The sequence below is a fragment of the Streptomyces sp. NPDC003943 genome, from assembly GCF_053605265.1.
This window is the reverse complement of sequence record NZ_JBSGIW010000021.1, coordinates 54,105-74,007: the sequence shown is the minus strand read 5'-3', so window position 1 is coordinate 74,007 and position 19,903 is coordinate 54,105. Positions and strand designations below refer to the sequence as shown.

General features: G+C 75.2%; 20 protein-coding genes and 1 riboswitch. Of the genes, 9 read left to right on the top strand and 11 right to left on the bottom strand.

The window, feature by feature from the left end; genetic code table 11:
• The first annotated feature begins 53 nt into the window (after positions 1-53).
• The 5 genes from ACWEV0_RS12125 (at position 54) to ACWEV0_RS12105 (ending at position 7,041) form a co-directional block, all read left to right on the top strand.
• Positions 54-968, top strand: a complete 915-nt coding sequence (locus ACWEV0_RS12125) for a hypothetical protein (RefSeq protein WP_453148808.1) — start codon at positions 54-56, stop codon at positions 966-968.
• Positions 965-3,358 carry a hypothetical protein gene (locus ACWEV0_RS12120; RefSeq protein WP_453148806.1) on the top strand — a complete coding sequence of 798 codons (2,394 nt, stop codon included), beginning with the start codon at positions 965-967 and terminating at the stop codon, positions 3,356-3,358. The genes ACWEV0_RS12125 and ACWEV0_RS12120 overlap by 4 nt, the downstream gene beginning before the upstream one ends.
• 133 nt (positions 3,359-3,491) lie before the next feature.
• Positions 3,492-4,754, top strand: a complete 1,263-nt coding sequence (locus ACWEV0_RS12115; protein WP_453148804.1) for a PE-PGRS family protein — start codon at positions 3,492-3,494, stop codon at positions 4,752-4,754.
• Positions 4,751-5,344 carry a Pycsar system effector family protein gene (locus ACWEV0_RS12110; protein ID WP_453148802.1) on the top strand — a complete coding sequence of 198 codons (594 nt, stop codon included), beginning with the start codon at positions 4,751-4,753 and terminating at the stop codon, positions 5,342-5,344. Before ACWEV0_RS12115 ends, ACWEV0_RS12110 begins: the two co-directional genes overlap by 4 nt.
• A gap of 59 nt (positions 5,345-5,403) precedes the next feature.
• The gene (locus tag ACWEV0_RS12105; RefSeq protein ID WP_453148800.1) at positions 5,404-7,041 is read left to right on the top strand and encodes a M48 family metalloprotease; all 1,638 of its coding nucleotides are present in this window, start codon (positions 5,404-5,406) and stop codon (positions 7,039-7,041) included.
• A gap of 30 nt (positions 7,042-7,071) precedes the next feature.
• Here ACWEV0_RS12105 and ACWEV0_RS12100 read toward each other — a convergent pair whose 3' ends face one another.
• Genes ACWEV0_RS12100 through ACWEV0_RS12070 form a run of 7 tightly spaced genes read right to left on the bottom strand, consistent with a single transcriptional unit; the run spans position 7,072 to position 11,573 of the window.
• Complete coding sequence (locus tag ACWEV0_RS12100; protein WP_453148798.1) at positions 7,072-8,937, bottom strand: complex I subunit 5 family protein; 1,866 nt, start codon at positions 8,935-8,937, stop codon at positions 7,072-7,074.
• A gap of 12 nt (positions 8,938-8,949) precedes the next feature.
• Positions 8,950-9,372, bottom strand: coding sequence for an NADH-quinone oxidoreductase subunit K (locus ACWEV0_RS12095; protein WP_453148796.1), 423 nt, complete (start codon positions 9,370-9,372; stop codon positions 8,950-8,952).
• Positions 9,369-10,097 (bottom strand): MnhB domain-containing protein, encoded by a 729-nt coding sequence (locus ACWEV0_RS12090; protein ID WP_453148795.1) that lies wholly within the window; start codon positions 10,095-10,097, stop codon positions 9,369-9,371. The genes ACWEV0_RS12095 and ACWEV0_RS12090 overlap by 4 nt, the downstream gene beginning before the upstream one ends.
• Positions 10,094-10,432, bottom strand: a complete 339-nt coding sequence (locus ACWEV0_RS12085; protein WP_453148793.1) for a Na(+)/H(+) antiporter subunit B — start codon at positions 10,430-10,432, stop codon at positions 10,094-10,096. The genes ACWEV0_RS12090 and ACWEV0_RS12085 overlap by 4 nt, the downstream gene beginning before the upstream one ends.
• Positions 10,429-10,737 carry a monovalent cation/H(+) antiporter subunit G gene (locus ACWEV0_RS12080; protein ID WP_453148792.1) on the bottom strand — a complete coding sequence of 103 codons (309 nt, stop codon included), beginning with the start codon at positions 10,735-10,737 and terminating at the stop codon, positions 10,429-10,431. The genes ACWEV0_RS12085 and ACWEV0_RS12080 overlap by 4 nt, the downstream gene beginning before the upstream one ends.
• A 54-nt stretch (positions 10,738-10,791) precedes the next feature.
• A complete protein-coding gene (locus ACWEV0_RS12075; RefSeq protein ID WP_453148790.1) occupies positions 10,792-11,112 on the bottom strand; it encodes an MrpF/PhaF family protein in 321 nt (106 codons plus the stop codon).
• On the bottom strand, positions 11,109-11,573 hold the full coding sequence (locus ACWEV0_RS12070) for a hypothetical protein (protein WP_453148788.1): 465 nt from the start codon (positions 11,571-11,573) through the stop codon (positions 11,109-11,111). The genes ACWEV0_RS12075 and ACWEV0_RS12070 overlap by 4 nt, the downstream gene beginning before the upstream one ends.
• 223 nt (positions 11,574-11,796) lie before the next feature.
• Here ACWEV0_RS12070 and ACWEV0_RS12065 point away from each other — a divergent pair, with 223 nt between their 5' ends.
• Positions 11,797-13,641 (top strand): glycoside hydrolase family 15 protein, encoded by a 1,845-nt coding sequence (locus ACWEV0_RS12065; protein WP_453148786.1) that lies wholly within the window; start codon positions 11,797-11,799, stop codon positions 13,639-13,641.
• Between the two features lie 66 nt (positions 13,642-13,707).
• Here the strand turns inward: ACWEV0_RS12065 and ACWEV0_RS12060 are convergent, their stop codons facing one another.
• The 4 genes from ACWEV0_RS12060 to ACWEV0_RS12045 all read right to left on the bottom strand — a co-directional run bounded on the left by ACWEV0_RS12060 (position 13,708) and on the right by ACWEV0_RS12045 (position 16,343).
• Positions 13,708-14,202 carry a hypothetical protein gene (locus ACWEV0_RS12060; protein WP_453148784.1) on the bottom strand — a complete coding sequence of 165 codons (495 nt, stop codon included), beginning with the start codon at positions 14,200-14,202 and terminating at the stop codon, positions 13,708-13,710.
• Positions 14,203-14,208: 6 nt separating this feature from the next.
• A complete protein-coding gene (locus ACWEV0_RS12055; RefSeq protein ID WP_453148782.1) occupies positions 14,209-15,339 on the bottom strand; it encodes an SDR family oxidoreductase in 1,131 nt (376 codons plus the stop codon).
• Positions 15,340-15,385: 46 nt separating this feature from the next.
• Positions 15,386-15,541, bottom strand: a complete 156-nt coding sequence (locus ACWEV0_RS12050; RefSeq protein ID WP_453148780.1) for a hydrophobic protein — start codon at positions 15,539-15,541, stop codon at positions 15,386-15,388.
• 115 nt (positions 15,542-15,656) lie between these two features.
• Positions 15,657-16,343, bottom strand: coding sequence for a UdgX family uracil-DNA binding protein (locus ACWEV0_RS12045; RefSeq protein WP_453148779.1), 687 nt, complete (start codon positions 16,341-16,343; stop codon positions 15,657-15,659).
• Between the two features lie 366 nt (positions 16,344-16,709).
• A riboswitch (cyclic di-AMP (ydaO/yuaA leader) is annotated at positions 16,710-16,867 on the top strand.
• 4 nt (positions 16,868-16,871) lie between these two features.
• Here ACWEV0_RS12045 and ACWEV0_RS12040 point away from each other — a divergent pair.
• From ACWEV0_RS12040 to ACWEV0_RS12030, 3 genes are all read left to right on the top strand, one after another.
• Complete coding sequence (locus tag ACWEV0_RS12040; RefSeq protein WP_453148777.1) at positions 16,872-17,693, top strand: transglycosylase SLT domain-containing protein; 822 nt, start codon at positions 16,872-16,874, stop codon at positions 17,691-17,693.
• Between the two features lie 115 nt (positions 17,694-17,808).
• Complete coding sequence (thpR, locus tag ACWEV0_RS12035) at positions 17,809-18,447, top strand: RNA 2',3'-cyclic phosphodiesterase (RefSeq protein ID WP_453148775.1); 639 nt, start codon at positions 17,809-17,811, stop codon at positions 18,445-18,447.
• A gap of 86 nt (positions 18,448-18,533) precedes the next feature.
• Entirely contained in the window at positions 18,534-19,811 is a 1,278-nt protein-coding gene (locus ACWEV0_RS12030) for a cytochrome P450 (RefSeq protein ID WP_453148774.1), read from the top strand.
• Positions 19,812-19,903: the final 92 nt, after the last annotated feature.

Here is a 19,903-nt window from a genome sequence, read left to right as displayed (position 1 = left end):
CTTCGGGATGTCCAGAAGGCCCCGAGGGGCCATGTCACCAGCGGAAGGCGGCCATGCGCGAGCCTGTCAACCGGACCATCCTGCTCCTCGACATCGAGCGGTTCAGCCGTCGCGACGACGTGGTCGGGGCCGTCCTGCGGCGGACCCTGAACAAGATCGTGGACCAGACGCTCGAGACCGCCGGCGTCGAGGCCACCCAGCAGTACCGCGAGGACCGCGGCGACGGCCTGATCGTGCTGCTCAGCGGGGACGTGGCGAAGACCCGGCTGCTGCGGTCGCTGCTCACCACCACCCCCGAACTGCTCCACGAACACAACCTGCTGGCCTCCGAGAGCGCCCAGATGCGGCTGCGGATCGTCCTGGCTGCCGGCGAGGTGGCCCGCGACCCGCACGCCGGGACCACCGGGGGCGTCGTCGGGCACGACCTCACCCAGGCCTGCCGGCTGCTCGACGCGGAAGTGCTGCGGTCGGCCCTCGCCGCGCGCCGGGACGAGCACTGCGTCCTCGCGGTGAGCACGCCGGTGTACGAGGGCGTGGTCCGGCACGGTCACCGGGGGGTACGACCGGAGCTCTTCCGGCAGACCGACGTCACGGTGAAGGACGGTGTGCTCTCCGCCTGGATCCATCAGGGCGCCGCACCGGACCGGACTCCGGGCGCCGCCGTCACCCCCGCACCGCCGGCCGCAGAACCCGCTCCCGCCGCCGCACCGGGCGGCGAGCCGGGCGAGGGCCTGACGCCCGTGCCCGCCCAGGACCGGACCTCCGCTCCGGCTTCCGCTCCTGTCCCCGCCTCCGCTCGGCAGGAGCGGCCCGCCGGGGCCGTCTTCCACTTCCACGGCGCGCCCGTGATCCACGGCTCCCTCGTCGGTGGCGACCAGCACGGGGTCACCGGCGGGCAGGTCACCGGCGACGTCATCCTCGGTGGCACCCGGACCGCGGACGACACCACGGACGGGGGCAGGTCGTGAACGTGTTCCAGGACCAGCAGGCGGGCCCGGACGGGCAGGGCCCGCAGCCGGAGCGGCCCGGAGCCGCGCCGGACGCGCCGGCCGCGACCGACGAAGCGGGCACGGGGGCCGAGGAGTTAACGGACGCCGAGGAGGAGACGGAACACGCCTGGGACTCGCGCCGCGACCTCTACCGGCACAGCCCCGGCATCATGCTCGGCCACTCCGCCCGCATCGGCGGCTCCCTCGTCGGCGGCGACCAGCACGGCGTCAGCGGTGGCCATGTCACCGGCGACGTCATCCTCGGCGGCAAGGTGGAGTACCACCTGGGCGCAGACACCGAGGAGCGGTCCGGAGAGATCCCCGCCACGGAAGTCGAGGCACTCGCACGGGACTTCGTCTACCCGGGCGCCCCGCAGCGGGACGGCGACGGCGACGACGCCGGCACCGCCGACACCGCCGCCGGCACGAGCACCGGCATGGGCACGGCGGTGTCGGTCGGTGACCCGGGCTTGGACGAACCGTGGGAGCCCGGCAGTCCGTTCGCCCTCGCTCTCGCCGGCCTCAGGGAGCACCGCGTGGCCGTCCTCTCCGGACCGGCCACCACCGGCCGCAGGGCGGCCGCCCTCATGCTGCTCCGCGCGGTCGGAACACGCTCCTACCGGGCCCTCGACCCCGCGCTCTCGCCCGGCCGGCTCACCGGCGAACTGCGCGAAGGCTGCGGACACATCGTCGCCGACTACGCCACCAGCGCCGAACGGCCTCTGCAGGAACACCACATCCGCGCCCTCAGCGAGCGACTGCACGCCACCGGAAGCCACCTCGTCCTCGTCGTCGGACCCCACCCCGTCGTCCACGGTGGTGTGACCCCTGTCCCCTGGCGGCCCCCGGCGCCCGCCGCGCTGCTCGCCGGGCATCTCGCGAACCGGAACCTGGGCGGGCGCCGGGTGGACGAGCTGCTCGCCCTCGACGAGGTCCAGGCCGTGCTCGCCCACCACCGGCCGGTCGCCGACACCGCCCGCTTCGCCGACCGCGTCGCCGGCCACGCCCTGGGCACGGTCTCCCTCTCCGAGCTCGGCGCGTTCGGTCACTACGCCGCCGAGCGGCAGGTCCGCGAGTGGTTCGACAGCGCGGACCACACCCTCCACGACAAGGCGTTCCTCATCGCCCTCGCCACCTTCGACGAGGCCCCCTACCCGCTCACCGCCGAGCTGAGCGACGTCCTGTTCGGCCTGCTCCAGCGCATCGAGAACCCCGGGGAACCAGCCCGGATCCCCGTCTTCGGCACCTCCAGCGCGCTGCGGGTCGAGCAGGCGCTCGCCGACCGCTACCAGGAGCCGGAGGAAACCGAATGGGGCCCCGTGCTCCAGACCAAGGTGCAGTTCCGGGACCGGCTCACCGCCATCACCCTGCTGCGCGAGGTCTGGACCGGCCACCCGTCCGCCCGGCCCGCACTCGTCGCCTGGCTGCGGCGGCTGGCCGACGACCCCCGGCCCGTCGTCCGTACCCGCGCCGCCGCCACCGCGGCCGTCATGGCCGAGGCCGACCTGCCCTCGGCCATGGCCCTGCTCATCGGATCCTGGGCGGCCGACCGCCGGCTGCGCGCCCGGCTCGCCGCCGCCAACGCGCTGGCCCTGGCGCACCACCTGGGCGCCCCGCACGTCTCCCGCGTCCTCGCGGACTGGTGCACCGCACCGGACCACCGGCTGCGCTGGACCGCCGTCCGCGGTTACGCCCTGGTCGGCGACGCCTTCCCCCAGGAGGCGCTCGCCGCGCTCATCGACGCCGTGCGGGCCATGGAGAGCCGGGGCGGCCCCGCCCGCGGCTGGACCGAGGAGCGCGACGACCTCGCCCAGTCCGCCGCGGCCCTGCTGCTCGCGGCGGGACAGGAGGCGGCCGCGCGCGACGACTGGGACACCGCCGCCGGCCTCTGGGGCGCCCTCCCCGGACTTGCCCGGGGCACCACCCGGGACTTCGTGCTGCGCGCCACGGTCCACGCCTGCGGACCCACGGACGGGCCCGCGGGAACCGGACGCCCGCTGCTGCTCGATCTGTTCGCGCGCGCCGATCCGCGGCCCGGCACGGACGGAGCGGTGCTGCGGCACGCCCTGGCGGCCCTGTGGCGCGGCGTGCTGAACGATCCCATGGCTTCGGCGTCGGGACTGCAGGCCCTGCGCCAGTGGATCCGGGCCGCCGAGCACGACGGGGGAGCCGAGACGGCGCTCGCCGAGCTGCTGCCCATGCTCGCCGTCTCCACCGAGGACCACCGGCGGCTCGCCTACCTCCTGGACAACCTGCGCGGCGAGGGCGACTCCGCGCCGCCCGCCGTGGCCTCCCGGCTGCGCTCGCTGGTGTCCGGACAGCACTCGGACGCCCGTACCACCGCCGCCACGCCCACGCCCTCCAGGTGAGCCGGCGCTTCCTCCGATCCCCTCGCTCGGGCGATACCGGCGATACCGGCGATGCCGGCGATCCCGGTGAACCCCTCGGCGTGCGCCTCTCGGGTCACGCCGTTCGAACCGTCCTCTAAGGAGCAGCGTCACCATGATGAGCCAGCCGCCCCAATGGCAGCAGGACGCCAACCGCCATTCGGTCCTCGTCGACCCTGTGGTGACGATCCAGGAGCTGTCCCGCTTCAAGCCGCTGCGCGCCACCCGCATCGACCACGCCCTCGTGTTCACCACGGCCCAGGGCGGCCTCGACACCTATCTCCCGCCGCGCCGGCCGAGCCGGACCGAACTCGCCACCAGGCGCTGGACCAGCGTGTACGAGGTGGACATGGGCCGCCACGAGGCCGCCGCCGTGCTGGCCCTCACCAGCCAGAACGACGCCTTCCTCTTCGAGGTCGCGCTGAGCTGCACCTGGCAGGTCCTCGACCCGTCCGCCTTCGTCGCGAGCGGCGAGCGGAACGTGCCGGCCATGGTGCAGCGTCTCGTCGAGGACGTCGTACGGCCCGTGCTCCGCGGCTACGGGATGGAGGAGAGCGCGGCGGCCGAACTCCACGCCCGCAAGGCGCTCGAATCCGCCGGGCCGCTGGGGGTGCGGGCCGGCCTCGACGTCCAGTGGGGCCTGCAGATCCGGCGCGACGAGGCGGCACTGGAACACGAACGCCGGCTGCGCGACATCGCGTTCGCGCGCCAGCAGCTCGAACCTCAGCACGCCCTGCTCATGCGGGAGGACGAGCTGGCCGCGGAGCGCGCCCTCGTCCAGGGGCAGCAGCACCACCGCATCGAGGCCCAACAGCAGGAGCTCGGCCATGAGCGCGCGCTCGCCCGCGGCCGCCAGGAGCTCGAGCTGCAGGAGCTCGAGGCGAAGAAAATCGAGTACTACGCCTACTACCTGGAGCGGGGCGGCCCCGCCGCCATGGCCTTCCAGCTCGCCCGGCATCCCGAGGACGCCCGGCTCGTGATGGAGAACCTGCGCCACGATCAGCTTCTCGCCATGCAGAACCAGCTCGCGGTCGCCCTCCAGGCGCTCGGCGGCGGCCCCGGCGGCCTGGAGGAGCACCAGCTGGACGAGCCGCGCCGGCTCGCCGCCCATGTCATCAAGGAGGTCCTGAGCACGAAGCTGTCCCAGGGGCCGGCGCAGCCGCTGCCCGCCGTCGAGGGGCCCACGTCCCCGGACCGTGCGGAGGGCCGGGAGACGGTGGCATACGAAGGAGGCATGCCGCCGAAGCCCGGGTACGCGCCCGGCACCGCCGACTCCGCTACTGATACCGGAGTCGGCGGAGCACCCGAGGACGCCTCGCCGCCCCCGCCGGAGGACGGCCCCGTCTTCGGCTACCCGTCGCCTCAGCAGCCGCGATGAGCGCCATCACCCCCGGGGAGGAATCCGCCCCCGAGCCCCGGTCCGTGCCGGTGCCGGTACCGACGCCTCCGCGGGCCGAGCCGCAGGAGCAACGGCAGCCGCCTCGTACGGCGGAGCGGCTGCTCGGCGAGCTGCGCCAGGAGGCCGCCCGCGCCGACACCAAGGGGTCCGTCCTCGTCGCCGCCCAAGGCATGGCCGCCGCAGCGCTCGTGGGGGTGCTCGCCGCGCGCGGCTGGCGACCCTACGACCTCTCGGTGCTCGCCCAGGTTATGTGGTGGACGGGAGTCGCCTCCTTCCTCGTCTCACTCGTGTCCGTACTCATGGCCGTCGTACCCCGCTACCGGACGGTCGACTGGCAGCCCGGCTCGCCTCTGACCCACTTCGCCGACATCCGGGGCGCCGCGCGCCACGGGGTGGCGGTCCTGGAGGAGGCGCTGCGCGCGACAGAGCGGGCCCCCGGGACCGCCGTCCTCGCCTCGCTCACGGAGAACAGCCGGATCGTCTCGCTCAAGTACGGCTGGCTGCGGGCGGGCATGGCCGGCTTCACGGTGGCACTGGTGCTGCTGCCCGGCTCGCTGCTCGTCGGCTAGGGCCGGTCCGGTCCGCCGCCGCTGACCCGTAACGGAAGACCCCCAGGAGACACATCGTCATGTCCGACCACGAGGACATCCCGCCGCCCCCGTACCCGGTGCAGGACGCCCCGCCGCCGTACCCGGTGCAGGACGCCCGGCCGCCGTACCCGGTGCAGGAGACTCCGCCGCCGTACCCGGTGCAGGACGCCCGGCCGCCGTATCCGGTGCAGGAGACTCCGCCCCCGTACCCGGGCCAGGACGCCCCACCCCCCTACCCGGGCCAGGACGCCCCGCCCCCGTACCCGGGTGACGCGGCGCCTCCGTACCCAGGTGAGATTCCGCCCGCGTACCCCGACGAGGTCTCGCCGGCTCGTCCTCGCGAGACCCCGCCTCCCGCCTACCCGGGCGAAGGGGTGCCCGCGCCGAGGAGCGGGGACATGTCGCCGCCGGCGCCCGTCGCCGCGCACACGCCGCCGGTCCCGCCGGCCGCCCGGTCCGCGGCCCTGCCCTCGCCCTCGCTCCAGCCGTCCGTCGTGCCGCCGCCGGTGGCCACTCCGGCGCCGGCCTTACCGTCCGGCGTCGATCACGACGACCTGGCCCTGGAGCAGGGCCGCAGGATGGTGAAGGCAGTACAGCGGGGCGTGGACGGCGCCGCGCTGTCCCATCTGCTGGTGACCGTGCCCATCGGGCTGATCAGCCTGTCGCTGGTCGCCTTCGTGTCCGCCGCGATCAACCCCGTCCTCGCGGTCGTCGTGCCGGCGCTGTGGCTGCTCTCCGGCCCGCTGATCTTCCACCGCAAGGTCGAATCGGCCATCGCCCGGTTCCTGTTCGGGATGCGCAGGCCGACCGCGGAGGAGGCGCGCCGGCTGGACGTGGTGTGGGAGCAGGTGACCCGGCGGGCCGGGGTGGACAGGGAGACGTACGAGCTCTGGATCCAGGAGCGCACCGAACTGAACGCCACGGCCGCCGCCGGGCACGTCGTCGCCGTCACCCGACATGCGATGGAGCGACTGCCCAACACCCGGCTCGCCGCCGTGCTCGCGCACGAACTCGGCCACCACGTGGGCGGCCACCCCTGGGCAGCGATGCTCGCCGACTGGTACGCCCTGCCCGCGCGGGCCGCGGGCCGGGCCGTTCTCGTGCTGCTGTACGTCCTCTTCCGCACGAAGCACTGGGCCGGGATCGCCTGTGGGGGCTGTCTGTCACTGGCGATCCTTCAGTTCCTCTTCGTCTTCACCTTCGTGGACGGCATGTGGTGGCTGGTCCTGCCGGTGGCGGCCGGTCCGCTGCTCATCGCCTGGCTGCACCGGCGGGCCGAGTTCCGTGCCGACGCGTACGCGGTGGGCCTCGGCTTCGGCGAGGCGCTGGAGAGCGTCCTCGTGGCGGAGGCGGAGGCCGCGGTGGTGCCGGGCGCATCCCCGTACGGAGCGGCAGCGGTGCCACCGGGCGTACCGCCTGTCCCGCAGCAACACCCAGGGCAGCAACACCCAGGGCAGCAACACGCCGGGCAGCAACACGCCGGGCAGCCCTACGCCGGGCAGCCCTACGCCGGGCAGGCCTTCCCCGGGCAGCTCCAGCCCGCTCCACCGGTCCCGGCGTCCGGACAGCCGACGAGCGGTGGCACGCTCGTGGCCAAGGCCGCGCACACGAACACCGAGGCGCGACTGCGCAATGTCAGGCTCGTCATGTCCCAGCAGTTCCGGCGCCACGGCTGACCGCCGGCGCCCGCGACGCCGGCCCGGCACTCATCCCCAGAGCGTGAACACCGCCGTCAGCGCGGTGAGTCCGGCGATCAGCCAGGCGACGTAGTCGCCCACGTGCCCGGAGTGCTGCCGCCGCACCGCGAGGACCAGGGTGCGGTCGACCGCGTCCGCGCACCGGCGTACCCCGTGCGCGAGCCGTCCCGACAGTGCGGGCCCCCACAGCGCTCCGGCCGCGAGCGCGGCCGCGAGGGCCGCCGAGAGCAGGCCCAGTGCGACGCCCGTCGCCGTCCAGGACACGTCGGGCACCGGGCCCGGCGGAGCCGCGGGCGGCGCGCCGGTCACGGCCGCCGTGTATCCGGCCCGGTCGGTGAAGACCGTCGCCGCCACCGCCGCGCGCCGCCACAGCGGGGGCAGCAGGCCCACGGCCAGGCAGGCCACGAGCAGCAGCGCGGCGACCGCCGGCATCGTCGGGGGCACCGCGCGGCGCGGGCCGCTCACCTCCGGCTCCTCGCCGGAGCCCGTGGTCTCCGCGCCCGAGTGCCGCTGGTGCGGGCGGGTCCCGGCGCCGGCGAACACCCGGGCCGCCGCGCGCAGTACGGCGCCCGCCGTGACGGCGGGCACGAGCACGAAGAGCACCAGGAGCCACGGCCGCTCTTCGGCGGCGTGCTCCACGACCGACTTGCCGAGCCCCGTGCCGAACGGCGGCAGCCCGGCGAGCGCGAGACCGCCCGCCGCGAACAGCGCGCCCACCACCGGCATGTCCCGCGCCCGGCCGTGCAGCCCGTGCTCGTCGACCGACGAGTGCCGGTCGAGCAGTACGCCCGTCAGGCAGAACAGCGCGCCCTTGGCGCCGGCGTGCCCCGCCACGTAAAGGGCCGTCCCGGCCGTCCCCTCTGGCGACAGCAGCCCGGCACCGCACAGGAACAGACCCATGTGCCCCACCGTGGAGAAGGCGAGCAGCCGCTTGAGGTGCCGCTGCTGCCAGCACAGCAGTGCGCCGGTCAGCGCGGTGACGGCGCCCGTCGCGAGCAGCGTGCCGCGCAGCACGTACGGCGGGATGCCGCCCGGGCCCGAGAAGACGTCCGTGTACACGCGCAGCAGCCCGTACAGGCCGAGCTCCACCATCACGCCGGACAGCAGCACGCACACCGGCGTCGGCGCCTCGGCGTGCGCGTCAGGCAGCCAGAAGTGGAAGGGCACGGCCGCCGCCTTGACGAGCATCGCGCAGGCGACGAGCGCGGCCGCCACCGCCACCAGGGTGTCGGCGGGGTGCCGGGCGAGCTCCTGCCCGATCCGGGCGAAGGCCAGCTCGCCGGTGCGCGCGTAAAGGAGCGCGACGCCGAGCAGCGCGAGATAGCCGGCGAGCGAGCCGGTCACTGCGAAGGCCAGCGCCCCCTGCAACGGCCGTGGCTCCTCGACCCGGTAGCCGGTGAGCGCGTACCCGGCCACGCCCATCAGCTCGAAGAACACGAACGCGTTGAACAGGTCCCCGGTGAGCGCGAACCCCGTCGCCCCCGCCTCGAAGAGCAGCACGAGGGCGGGGAAGCCGCCGCCGTGGCCGCCCGCCCGCTCCGGCTCGTCGAAGTAACGCCAGGAGTAGCCGAGCGCGGCGAGCACGAGCGCCGCCACGAGCACGGCCAGGCCGAGCCCGAGGCCGTCGGCGGCGAGCACGATCCCCACGCTCCGGCCGTCGACCGGCGTCCAGCCGCCCAGCCAGCTCACCGTGCGGCCCGCGCTGCCCGACGCCCACGCCAGCAGGCAGACGAGAGCGAGTTGGGCGGCGGCGCAGGCCGTCGCCAGCGCGTCGGTCGCGGTGCGCGGCAGCACGCGGCCGAGCACGGCGAGGACCGTCGCTGCCAGCAACGGGCAGGCGACGGCGAGCGGCAGCAGGACGGACGCGTTCCGCACGGGGCCGGCCGGTCAGCCGCGCAGCCCGGTGAGGGCGTCGGGGTCGGTGGTGCCGTGCCGTTTCGCCGTCTGCAGCACCAGCGCCAGCAGCAGGGCGGTGACGGCGGCGCCGACGACGACGTCGGTGAGCGCCAGGGCCTGGGCGACCGGGTCGACGACGGGTGTGCCGGGCGGGATGTCGACGAAGAACGGCGCGGTGCCGCCGCGCCGGTAGCCGACCGCGAGGAGCAGCACGTACGTGCCGGACTGCGCGACGCCGAGGCAGCCGACGGCGTGCACCGCGTTCCGGCTGGTGACCAGGCCGTACGCGCCGACCAGCATCATCCAGCCCGCGGCGAGGTAGGGCAGCAGGGCGAGCGGCGAGTCCGGCACGGGCGGCGCCGGAGGCGACGTGAGGACCGTGAGGACCGTGACGGGCGTGAGGGGCGCGGTCATTCGGATTCGATCTCCAGGGCCTGGTCGATGAAGCCGGCGAGGAGGACGACCAGGGCCGAGCCGACCTCCACGCCCACGGCCGCGTTCAGCACGGGTACGAGACCGCCGGAGGTCAGCGACCCGAGCGTGCCGAGCGGCAGGACGTTCTCCAGATACGCGGCCGCCTGCGCGAGCCCGACGAGGCCGAGTGCCGCGAAGGCTCCCGCGGCCACCGCCTCGGTGACCTCCAGGACGGCCCGCGGCCGCACCCGCCGAAGCACCCGGTAGTCGGCGGCCAGATACGCCAGGTGGAGCCCGGTCGCCAGGATCACCCCGCCCTGGAAGCCGCCGCCGGGAGTCAGCTGGCCGTGCGCCACGATGTAGACGCCGGTGACGAGGGCGACCGGCAGCAGGGCGGTGCCGGTCAGCCGTACGGTCGACAGGACCCGGCCGGGTCGCGGTCGCGTCACGTGCTCGTCGCGGGTGCGGCGCAGCAGCAGCACGGCCCCGAGCACGGCCGTGAAGAGCACGAACTCCTCGCCCAGGGTGTCGAATCCGCGCAGGTCGAAGTTGACCGACGAGACGGTGTTCGCGGTCCGCCGGGCCAGCGCCACCGGCACCGCCCGCCGCGCGTACGGATGGAACCGGCTGCCCAGGGGCGGCAGTTCGAGACAGGCGAGGACGTACCCGGCGGCGAACAAGAGCGCCGCCGCCAGGAACAGCCGGGCGCGGACCGTACGACTCACCGGCCACCCACCGGGCTCCGGTCAGGGCCCCCGCCCCGGCCCCCGCCCCGGCCGTCGTCCCGGCCACCGTCCGTGCGCCGGGCGGCCCGGCGGGCGATCGTCCGCACCGTGAGCAGGATCAGCAGCGGGGTCACCGCCGTGCCGACGGCCAGCTGGCTGAGGGCCACGTCCGGGGCCTGGAACAGCATGAACACCAGTGCGAGGACGAGCCCGAGCGCGCTCAGCACCACGGCCTGCCGCACCGGGTCGCGGGTGCGGACCGCGGCGGTCGCGACGGCCGCGGCGAGCACGACGGCGACGCAGCCGAGCACCTCGGCGGGCTGCGGGGCCGTCACGGCGGATCCTCCCGCGGCACCCGTCCCTCGTACTGCGCGGTGGACCGGCCCAGGGCGATCGTGGTCAGCGAGCCCCCGGCGGCCATGATCAGCGCCACCACGAGCAGCGCCGCCGAGTGGCGGCTCGGCCCCGCGTCGACCGCGAGCGCGAGCACCACCAGCGGCCCGCCGAGCGAGGTGGCGGGCGACAGCGCGTGCAGCCGCGCGTACGGGCCGGGCAACACGTTCAGGCCGAGTACGGCGAGCAGCAGGACGACGACGCCGGCGACGAGCAGTACGCCGGCGCAGACGGTACGGGCACTCATCGCGGCCCCACCCCCGCTCCCGGCGTCACCGCGGTCCCCCTGTCCGACCCGCCCTCATCCCCGGTCCTCCGTGTCCGGGGCCGGACCCGTGCCGCCGACCAGAGGCCCGCCCAGGAAGCGGGTGAAGACCAGGACACCGACCGGGCCGAGGACCGCGAGGACGACGCCGAGGTCCCCGTACGCCTCCCGGCCGAAGCCCTGGGAGGCGAGCAGCAGCATCACCGTGCCGAGCGTGCCCGTCAGGCTCAGCCCGGCGAGGCGGGCCGGGGGAGTGCCCCGGCAGGCCGCGAGCAGCGCCGGTGGCAGCGCGAGCACGAGCAGCGTGCCGAGCGCGACCAGCCAGCCGTTCCACTCACTCCCTGGCGCGCCGCTCATCGTCGCCCGCCGCTGGTCAGCGCGGACTCCAGGGCGCCCGCCCCGCCGGGCAGGGTGTGCACGAGGGCCGTACGGTCCGGGCCGAGCGCGACCACGTAGAGCGAGGGCGTCGCCGAAAGGAGGCCGCAGCCCCAGGCCGGGCCCGTGTCCTCCGCCAGGCGGATCGTGCGGAACCGGCCGGTGACCCGGCGCCCGCGCAGCACCCGGCCGACGGCCCGGGCGAGCCGCCAGGTGTCGGCGAGCAGCGTCCCCGGCCACAGCAGCAAGGCCGTTCCCAGGTGCGCCGTCGGTCCGAGCCGGGCGTCGGCGGCGACCCGTACCCTACGGGCCGCGAACGCGGCGAGCGCGGCGCCGGCCGCCGCCACCGCCAGCTCCGGCCAGGTGACCTGGCCGATCAGCAGCACCTGGAACCCGCACACCGCCGCCCACCAGGTGAGCAGCTCCACCTCCGCCCGTCCCATCCCGCCTCCCCAGCCGCCGGGCCCTCCCCGGCCGTCGGGTTCGGGCCGGGTCCTGCGGACCAGACCTACCGCCTCCGGCGGCCCCGACCGGCCGACCCGCGCCGCTCACCGGCCCGGTTGTCACCGGTCCGGAGCAGCGCGGCCCGGGGCTCCGCCGAGTGCCCGCCGCCCGAGTGGGTAGCCGCCGGGCAGGCGGTGGCGGGGGCCGGGAGGTGATGAGCCGATGGCGCAGTCGAGGACGCCCTCGGTCCCGGCGCACCAACCGAGGCCGCTCGCCGACTACGCGCTGCTGGGCGACGGGGAACGGGGCGCGATCGTCGGGCCCGCCGGCGATCTCGTGTGGCTGTGCGTGCCCGGCTGGGACGACCCCGCCGTCCTGTCCGAACTGATCGGCGGCGCGGGCGCCTTCCGGGTGGGCCCCGTGGACCCGTGGTACGTGCCCACGGGCGCGTACCACGACGGCTCCCTCGTCTGGACCTTCCGCTGGACCCTCGCCGACGGCGTGATCGAGTGCCGCGACGCGCTCGCCGCGCCGCCCGACCCGCACCGCGCCGTGGTGCTGCGCCGGATACGGGCGGTGTCCGGCACCGCCCGGGTGGCCGTGCGCCTCCTTGCACGCGGTCGCTACGGCGAGGCCCCGCCCCTGGTGCCACACCGCGTCGAAGCCGAAGGCCAGGCCGACGCCGGGACAGGTGCGGACGCGGGGGCGCCGGGCGGAGCCGGGAGCTGGGAGGCCGCCGGTGACGGTCTGCGGCTGCGGCTCAGGGGCGTCGCGGAGGCCCGGGTCGGCGCCGACGGCGAACTCACCGCGCGGCTCACCGTGCCGGAGGGCGAGGAGCGGGACCTGGTCCTGGAACTCTCCGACCGGCCGCTGCCCGCGCCCGAACCCGCCGACCGGGCCTGGCGGCGCACCGAGCGCTGGTGGGCCGAGGCCGTCCCGGACTGCAAGGGACTTCCCGCCGCGCGCGACGCCCGGGCGGCGTACGCGGTCCTGACCGGCCTGACCGTGCCCCGTACCGGCGCCATGGTCGCCGCCGCCACCACCTCGCTGCCCGAACACGCCGGCTCCGAACGGGACTACGACTACCGCTACGCCTGGCTGCGCGACCAGTGCTACGCGGGCCTCGCCGTCGCCGCGCACGGCCCGCACCCGCTGACGGACGCCGCCGTACGGGTCGCCGTCGAGCGGGTGCTCGCCGACGGGCCCGGGCTGCGGCCCGCGTACCGCACCGACGGAGGCCCGGTGCCGCGGGAGCGGACGCTGCCGCTCAGCGGCTATCCGGGCGCCGCCGACCGCGTCGGCAACCGCGCCGGAAGCCAGTTCCAGCTCGACACCTTCGGCGAGGTCCTCGAACTCCTCGCCGCCGCGGCCCGCCAGGACCGCCTCGACCGGGACGGGGTCCGGGCCGCCCGTACCGCCGTGTCCGCCCTGGCGGCCAACTGGCACCGCCCGGACGCCGGACTGTGGGAGCTGGAGCCGGCCTGGTGGACGCACTCGCGCCTGGCCGCCGTGTGCGGGCTGAGCGCGGCGGCCCGGGACATCCACGTGCCGGGCGCCGACCGCTGGCAGGAGCTCGCGGAGACGATCCTCGCCGAGACCCGCCGGCGCTGTGCCCACCCCGACGGACGCTGGCAGCGAGCCGCCCACGACCCCCGCCCGGACGCCGCCCTGCTCCGTCCGCTCGTCTCGGCGTCCGAGCCGCTGGCGTCCTGGCCGGGCGGGGACACCCTGCTCACCGGGACGCGGCGGGCCGTCGAGCGCGAACTCGTCGAGGACGGTTTCGTGTACCGCTTCCGCCGCGACGACACCGTTCCGCTCGGCGAGGACGAGGGGGCCTTCCTCCTCTGCGGTTTCCTCATTGCGGCCGCCTGCGGCGCCGAGCACCGTCCGGTCGCGGCGGCCCGCTGGTTCGAGCGCACCCGCACGGCGGTCGGCCATGCCGGGCTGTTCGCCGAGGAGTACGACGTGACCCAGCGCCGGCTGCGCGGCAACCTGCCGCAGGCGTTCGTCCACGCGCTACTGCTGGAGAACGCGGTCCGGCTGCCGCTCGACGGCGGCCCGGACTGAGGTGCCGGCAGCGGACCAAGGCGCCGGCGGGGGCGGGCCGCCCGCGGTCAAGCCGTGAAAGGCGGTTCAGGCGGCCGGGTTGGTGAGCTCGCGGCCGGGCGCGGCGGGCGTCGGCGTGGCGGCCCACCGCTTGTGCGCGGCCGGCTGGTGCGTGACCCGGATCCGGTGCCGCTCCACGGCCAGTTCCCGGTCGTCGTCGCCGTCCCTGAACCGGCCCGTCACCACGTACACCCCGCAGTGCGCGCGACCCACCGGCAGCCGCTCGGGCGGCAGCCGCACCTCGTACGGCCCGCCCGGCCGGAAGCCGCCGAGCACCGTCCGGGTGTTCCCGAGCACCGCCCCCTCCCGCTCGCGGGTGTCCTCGAAGACCACCGTGTCGATCGGCCGGCCCAGCCGGAAGGTGAGACCGACGCTCACCACAGCGCCCTCCGGCAGCTCGACGGGTTCCGTCTCCTCGTTGCCCAGCAGGGGCACGACGAAGGTCCCCAGCTCCTCAGCGTGCAACGAGACGTCCACCAGTTCGAAGTCTGTGAAGTCCGTGAAGTCCGTCGAGTCACCCACGGCGGCTCACCGCCTCTCGGTACGGGGCCGGTGTGCCGCGGCCCGTTGCCCCCGTCCGCGCAGGCTGCGCGCGAGGAGCGCCGTCGCCCCCGCGGCCGCGCCCGCCGCCGCCCCGACCGCGGCCGGATGGCGGGCGAGCGCGCTGTACGGGGAGTGCGCGGCCGCCTCGGCGTCGAAGGCCCCGTGGGCGCCGCGGTCCCGCCCGCCGTCGCCGTCGAGCGGCACCCAGAGGTTGTGCGGGGCGCCGGCCGGCGCCGGCTCGTCGGTCTGCTGGGAGTCGTATCCGGTCCGGGCCGTGTAGCGGTCGAGCAGACCGGGCGCGAGCCGGTGCGCGAGCACCGCCGCGGCGGTCGAGGCGCCGACCCGGTACTCCCGGCGCCGCGGCCGGCGCGCCGCGTGCAGCACCGCCCGGGCCGCCACCTCCGGCTGGTAGACCGGCGGCACGGGCCGGGGCCGGCGCGGCAGCCGGGACAGGACCCAGGAGAACTGCGGAGTGTTGACGGCCGGCAGCTGGACGACGGTGACGGACACCGGACTGTGCCGGTGCAGCAGCTCCTGACGCACCGAGGCGGTGAACCCGTTCACGGCGTGCTTCGCCCCGCAGTAGGCCGCCTGCAGCGGCACGGACGCCTCGCCGAGCGCCGAACCGACCTGGACGACCGTGCCGGAGCCGCGGGGCACCATGCGGCGCAGGGCCGCCCGGGTGCCGTTGACACAGCCGAGGTACGTGACCGCCGTCACCCGCTCGTACTCCTCCGGGCCGACCTCGAGGAACGGGGAGAACACGGAGGCGAAGGCGGAATTCACCCAGACGTCCACGGGGCCGAGCCTACTCTCCACGCGCTCCGCCGCCTGCTCCACCTGCTCCGGCACGGACATGTCCACCGGCACGACGAGGGCCTCACCGCCGGCCCGCTCGACCTCGTCGGCCGCCGCGTCGAGCCCCACCCGGCCCCGGGCGAGCAGCGCCACCCGCGCGCCCGCCGCCCCGAACGCACGCGCGGTCGCCCGCCCCACACCGGCGCTCGCGCCGGTGACGACCACGGTGCGTCCCGCGAACGACAGCGACTGGCGCCGCACGTTCAGCCGCACGGCGAGTCCCTCCAGGAACGTGACGACGTCGGAGCTGCGCGTCATGGCCGCTCCTCACGCGCACGACGCGGGGACCCGGGGCGGTGCCGCCTCACCAGCGGTACCAGCGGGAGCCCGAGCTGCGCACCAGGAAGCCCAGCAGCCAGACGACGAGCAGGGCCAGAGCGATCCACCACAGCACGTGGGCGGCGAATCCCACGCCGAAGAGCAGCAGGAGAACCAGCAGGACGAGGAGCAGGGCGATCATGACGCGCCTCCTTCGGTGACACGTTCGGTAGCGCTTGGCTGCGCGGCTACCCGCCCCTGGTGCCCGTAACCCCTTCAACCTCTCCCGGCGGTCCGGCGGTCCGGCGGTCCGGCGGTCACAGGGCGTCGGCGGCGGTCCGCAGGTCGGCGACCAGGCCCGCGTACATCTCCTCGCGGTCCCCGCCGCTCCGCGCCCGCAGGATGGCGGACGGATGGACGGTCGCGAGCACCCGCAGGTCCCCGCTCTCCCCGTCCGGCAGCGGCCGGGGTACGCCGCGGTCGGTGCCGACCCGGAACGACGGCCCGAGCAGGGCGCGGCCGGCCGTCGCGCCCAGCGTGACCACGAGCTCGGGCGAGACCAGCCGGAGCTCGGCGCGCAGCCAGGGGCGGCAGGCGAGGGTCTCGCGCAGGGTCGGCGTCTTGTGGATGCGGCGCTTGCGGGTCTCGTCCTGGGTGAACTTGAAGTGCTTGACCGCGTTCGTGAGGTACACCCCGTCCTCGTCGATGCCCGCCTCGCGCAGCGCCCGCGACAGCAGCCGGCCCGCCGGCCCGACGAACGGCTCGCCCTCCCGGTCCTCCTGGTCGCCGGGCTGTTCGCCGACCAGCATCAGCCGCGCGTGCGCGTCGCCGCGCCCGAAGACCGTGCCGGTCGTGTTCTCGTGCAGCGGGCAGCCCCGGCAGTCCGCCGCGGCACGCCGGTGCGCGGGGATGCCGCCGCGCGCCGGCAGGAAGGGGGTGGCGTCGTACGACTCGGGGCCGGTGCCGGTGCCGGTGCCGGTGCCGTCGTCATGGGTGCTGTTCATGGGCCCTCCTCGACTCCACGGCTACCCCGAATCACGCCGGGCAAATCGGACTATATTTACCCATTCTATTCAAATGGAGAAATGCGGATGAGGTGCCTCATGAGTGCATTTAGTAGATAAGGCGGGGCGCGGTCGGTGCGGGTGATTCGGGTCACGGTCCGCCCGGCTCGGCCGATGCTGGCGCGGCGTCAAGTCCGCACCTCCCGAAAAGGGTTGGGGAATCGGGTCCAGGTAAGCGGAATGATCCTTTTGTGTTTCCGGGAAAGGTCATTTCCGGTGCGCTAATTCCGTCTTGTTTTCGTCGTTTGTTTTCGCATACGGTCACGCCGCAACCGGACGGAAACGCCGAATCCTGCCACCGCCCGGAAACCGCACTCACCACACTCGCCCGGCAGGAGCGGGGGACCCAGGTTTGCCGCCGGTCCCGGGATCCCGGGACGGCTAGGGGTGAAGCCGTGCGCGCCACGGCCGGGCATCTCCTGCCCGAACCCGACAGCTCACCTCGCAGGCGGAGGAGAGGAATTCGCCATGCGTGGACACGGGAAGCACCGACGCCCCAAGCGCACCCCGCTCGCTCGCTCCCTCGCCGTCGCCGGCCTCACCGGCAGCGCCGCACTCGCCCTGCCGCTGGCCGGGGCGACCGGCGCCGTGGCGGCCGAGCCGCACGCGGCCCAGACCGTCGCAGTCGAAAAGGCCGTGGCGCAGACGGCCGTACGGAAGGCCGTGCAGGCCGGTCCGGTCCGGTATTCCGTCGTCGCCGGTGACTCGCTTTCCGGGATCGCCGAGAAGTACTCGGTCCGGGGCGGCTGGAAGAAGATCTACCAGGACAACCGCCGGGCCATCGGCCACGACCCCCGGCTCATCCGGCCCGGGCTGAAGCTGACCGTCGACCCGACGTCCCGGCAGGCCCCGGCGGCCCCGCGCTTCACCGGCGCGAGCGCGAGCGCGGCGGGCACCGTGGTCCAGGCGTCCGTCCCGGCCGCGGCCACGACCGCCAAGACCGCCAAGACCGCCGGCTCCGGCACGTACGCGAACAACCTCGACGGTTGGATCCGCGAGGCCCTCGACGTCATGGCCCGCAACGGCATCCCCGGCAGCTACGACGGCATCTACCGCAACATCATGCGCGAGTCCTCGGGCAACCCGCAGGCCATCAACAACTGGGACTCCAACGCGGTCGCCGGCACCCCGTCCAAGGGCCTGCTCCAGGTGATCGACCCCACCTTCCAGGCGTACCACGTGGCCGGCACCGCCGACGACGTCTACGACCCGGTCGCCAACATCGCCGCGGCCTGCAACTACGCCGCCGCCAAGTACGGCTCCATCGACAACGTCTTCGGCGCCTACTGACCGTTCCTCTTCCGTGCCGCCCGGCCCCCCGAATGGACCGGGCGGTACGAAAAGAGGTACGAAGTCCTGCGTGAAGGATCAACCTCAGGGGCCGCAGGAGCCGCAAGGATCGCAGATGTCGCAGGTGTCGCAGGAGCCTCAGGATCAGGAACCCCAGGACTCCCGGAGCGCGACCGTCCGGGTGTTCATCGCCCTGGCGCCGCCCGACGAAGCCAAGGAGGAGCTGGCCCGCGAGCTGCGGCCCGCCTACGAGGCGTACCCGACCCTGCGGCAGAACCGCATCGAGGACTGGCACATCACCCTGGCCTTCCTCGGCGAGCTCCCCGCCGCGGCCGTCCCGCCGCTGCGACCCGCGCTCGCGGAACTCGCCGCCGCGCGCCGGCCGCTGGAACTGACGCTGCGCGGCGGCGGCCACTTCGACGAACGGGTGCTGTGGAGCGGCATCGCCGGCGACCTGGAAGGGCTGCACCTCCTCGCCGCTGACGTCCGCGCCGTCGTGAAGGCGTGCGGCATCCCCTTCGAGGACCGCCCGCTGCGCCCGCACCTCACCCTGGCCCGGGCCCGCCGCGGCGACACGGCCTCCGTGGCCGCGGTCGCCGCCGGCCTCGGAGGCTTCACCGGCCGTACCTGGCGCACCGAGCGCCTGCACCTCGTCGGCAGCAACTTCGGCCGCGGCCCCGCGCCCATCCGCTACCGCGACATCGAGTCCTGGCCCCTCGGCGAGCCCCTCGGCGGGCCCCTCGGCGGCCGCTGACCGGGCCGAAGAGGCGGGGTGTCGCCTCGCGTGGCCGCTCTCCTACAGTGCGTGATGCACCGGTCCCGCCGAGTCAGGAGAAGCCCGTGGCCGTAGCAGTGCCCGAACTCGATGCCGCCGCCGTCGAGCGGTGGCGGGCCGGAGGTGGAGAGCTCGTCGACCTCTTCGCCCAGGCGCGCGACGCACACGGCGGGGTCGCCGGGGTGCGGATCGGGGAGCGGCCCACCGTCGTGGTGACCGGCGCCGAGGCGGTGCGGCAGGTGCTCGCCGTGCGCCCCGACCGGTACGTGAAGCGCTCGCACCGGGCCCGGCTGCTCGTCGGCGACGGGGTGCTCTCCGCGACGGGCGAGGCGTGGCAGCGCCAACGCCGCATGCTGCAGGCCCAGTTCACCGGCCGCGGGATGCGCAGGTATGAGCAGCGGATCGCCGCGGCCGCCCGGACGACCGCGGCGCGCTGGGACGCGTACGCCCGTACGGGGGAGGTCTTCGACGTCGGCGAGGAGATGCGGCGCTTCGCCCTGGACACCATCTGGCGCTCGCTCACCGGGCACGCCCTCGACCCCGTGACGGAACGCGAACTGGCCGCCCTCCCCGAGGTGGTGGCCGCGATGCCGAGCCTGCCCGCCGACAGCGCCACCGCCCGGGCGGCCGTCGCCGCCGAGCTGGCGCGGATTGACGCGGTGGCGCACCACGCCGTCGCCGCCGCCCGCGACGGCGGCGCCGGCCCCGAAGGGCCGGGCCTCCTGCACGTACTCGTCGAGGCCGGCGAGACCCGTCCGGAGTACACCGACCGGCTGATCCGCGACGAACTCGTCACCCTGATGCTCGCCGGCCACGAGACCACCGCCACCACCCTCACCTGGCTGCATCTCCTCCTCGACCGGCACCCGGAGGAGCGCGAGCGGGCGCTCGCGGCCGGGCCCGAGGGCTCACCCGAACGGCAGCAGGCGGTGTCGGCGCTCGTCCACGAGACCCTCCGTCTCTATCCGTCCGCCTGGATCCTGCCGCGCAGCGCGGCCGAGGACGACGTCCTCGACGGACACGCGGTGGCGGCGGGCACCGATGTCATCGTGTGCCCCTACCTCACCCACCGCGACCCCGAACTCTGGGAGAAGCCAGAGGAGTTCGACCCCACCCGCTTCACCACACCGGGCCGGCGGCCCGCCCACCCCGGGAGCTACTTCCCGTTCGGCGTCGGGCCCCGCGCCTGTCTGGGCCTGCAGTTCGCCCTCCGCGAGTCCGTCGCGCTCCTCGAACTCCTGCTCCCGGCGCACGCCCCGCGCTTCCGGGCGGTCCCCGCACGCGCCGCCTACGGCCTCACCGTACGGCCCGACGGGCCCACTCCCGCCGTTCTGGCCGGTTAGCGGCGTCCGTCCGCCCGCCGGGCGAAAAACGCTTGGACCGCGCGGCTGCCGTCGCGGGACACTGCGGACCCTGTCCAGTCGGTCCGACAAAA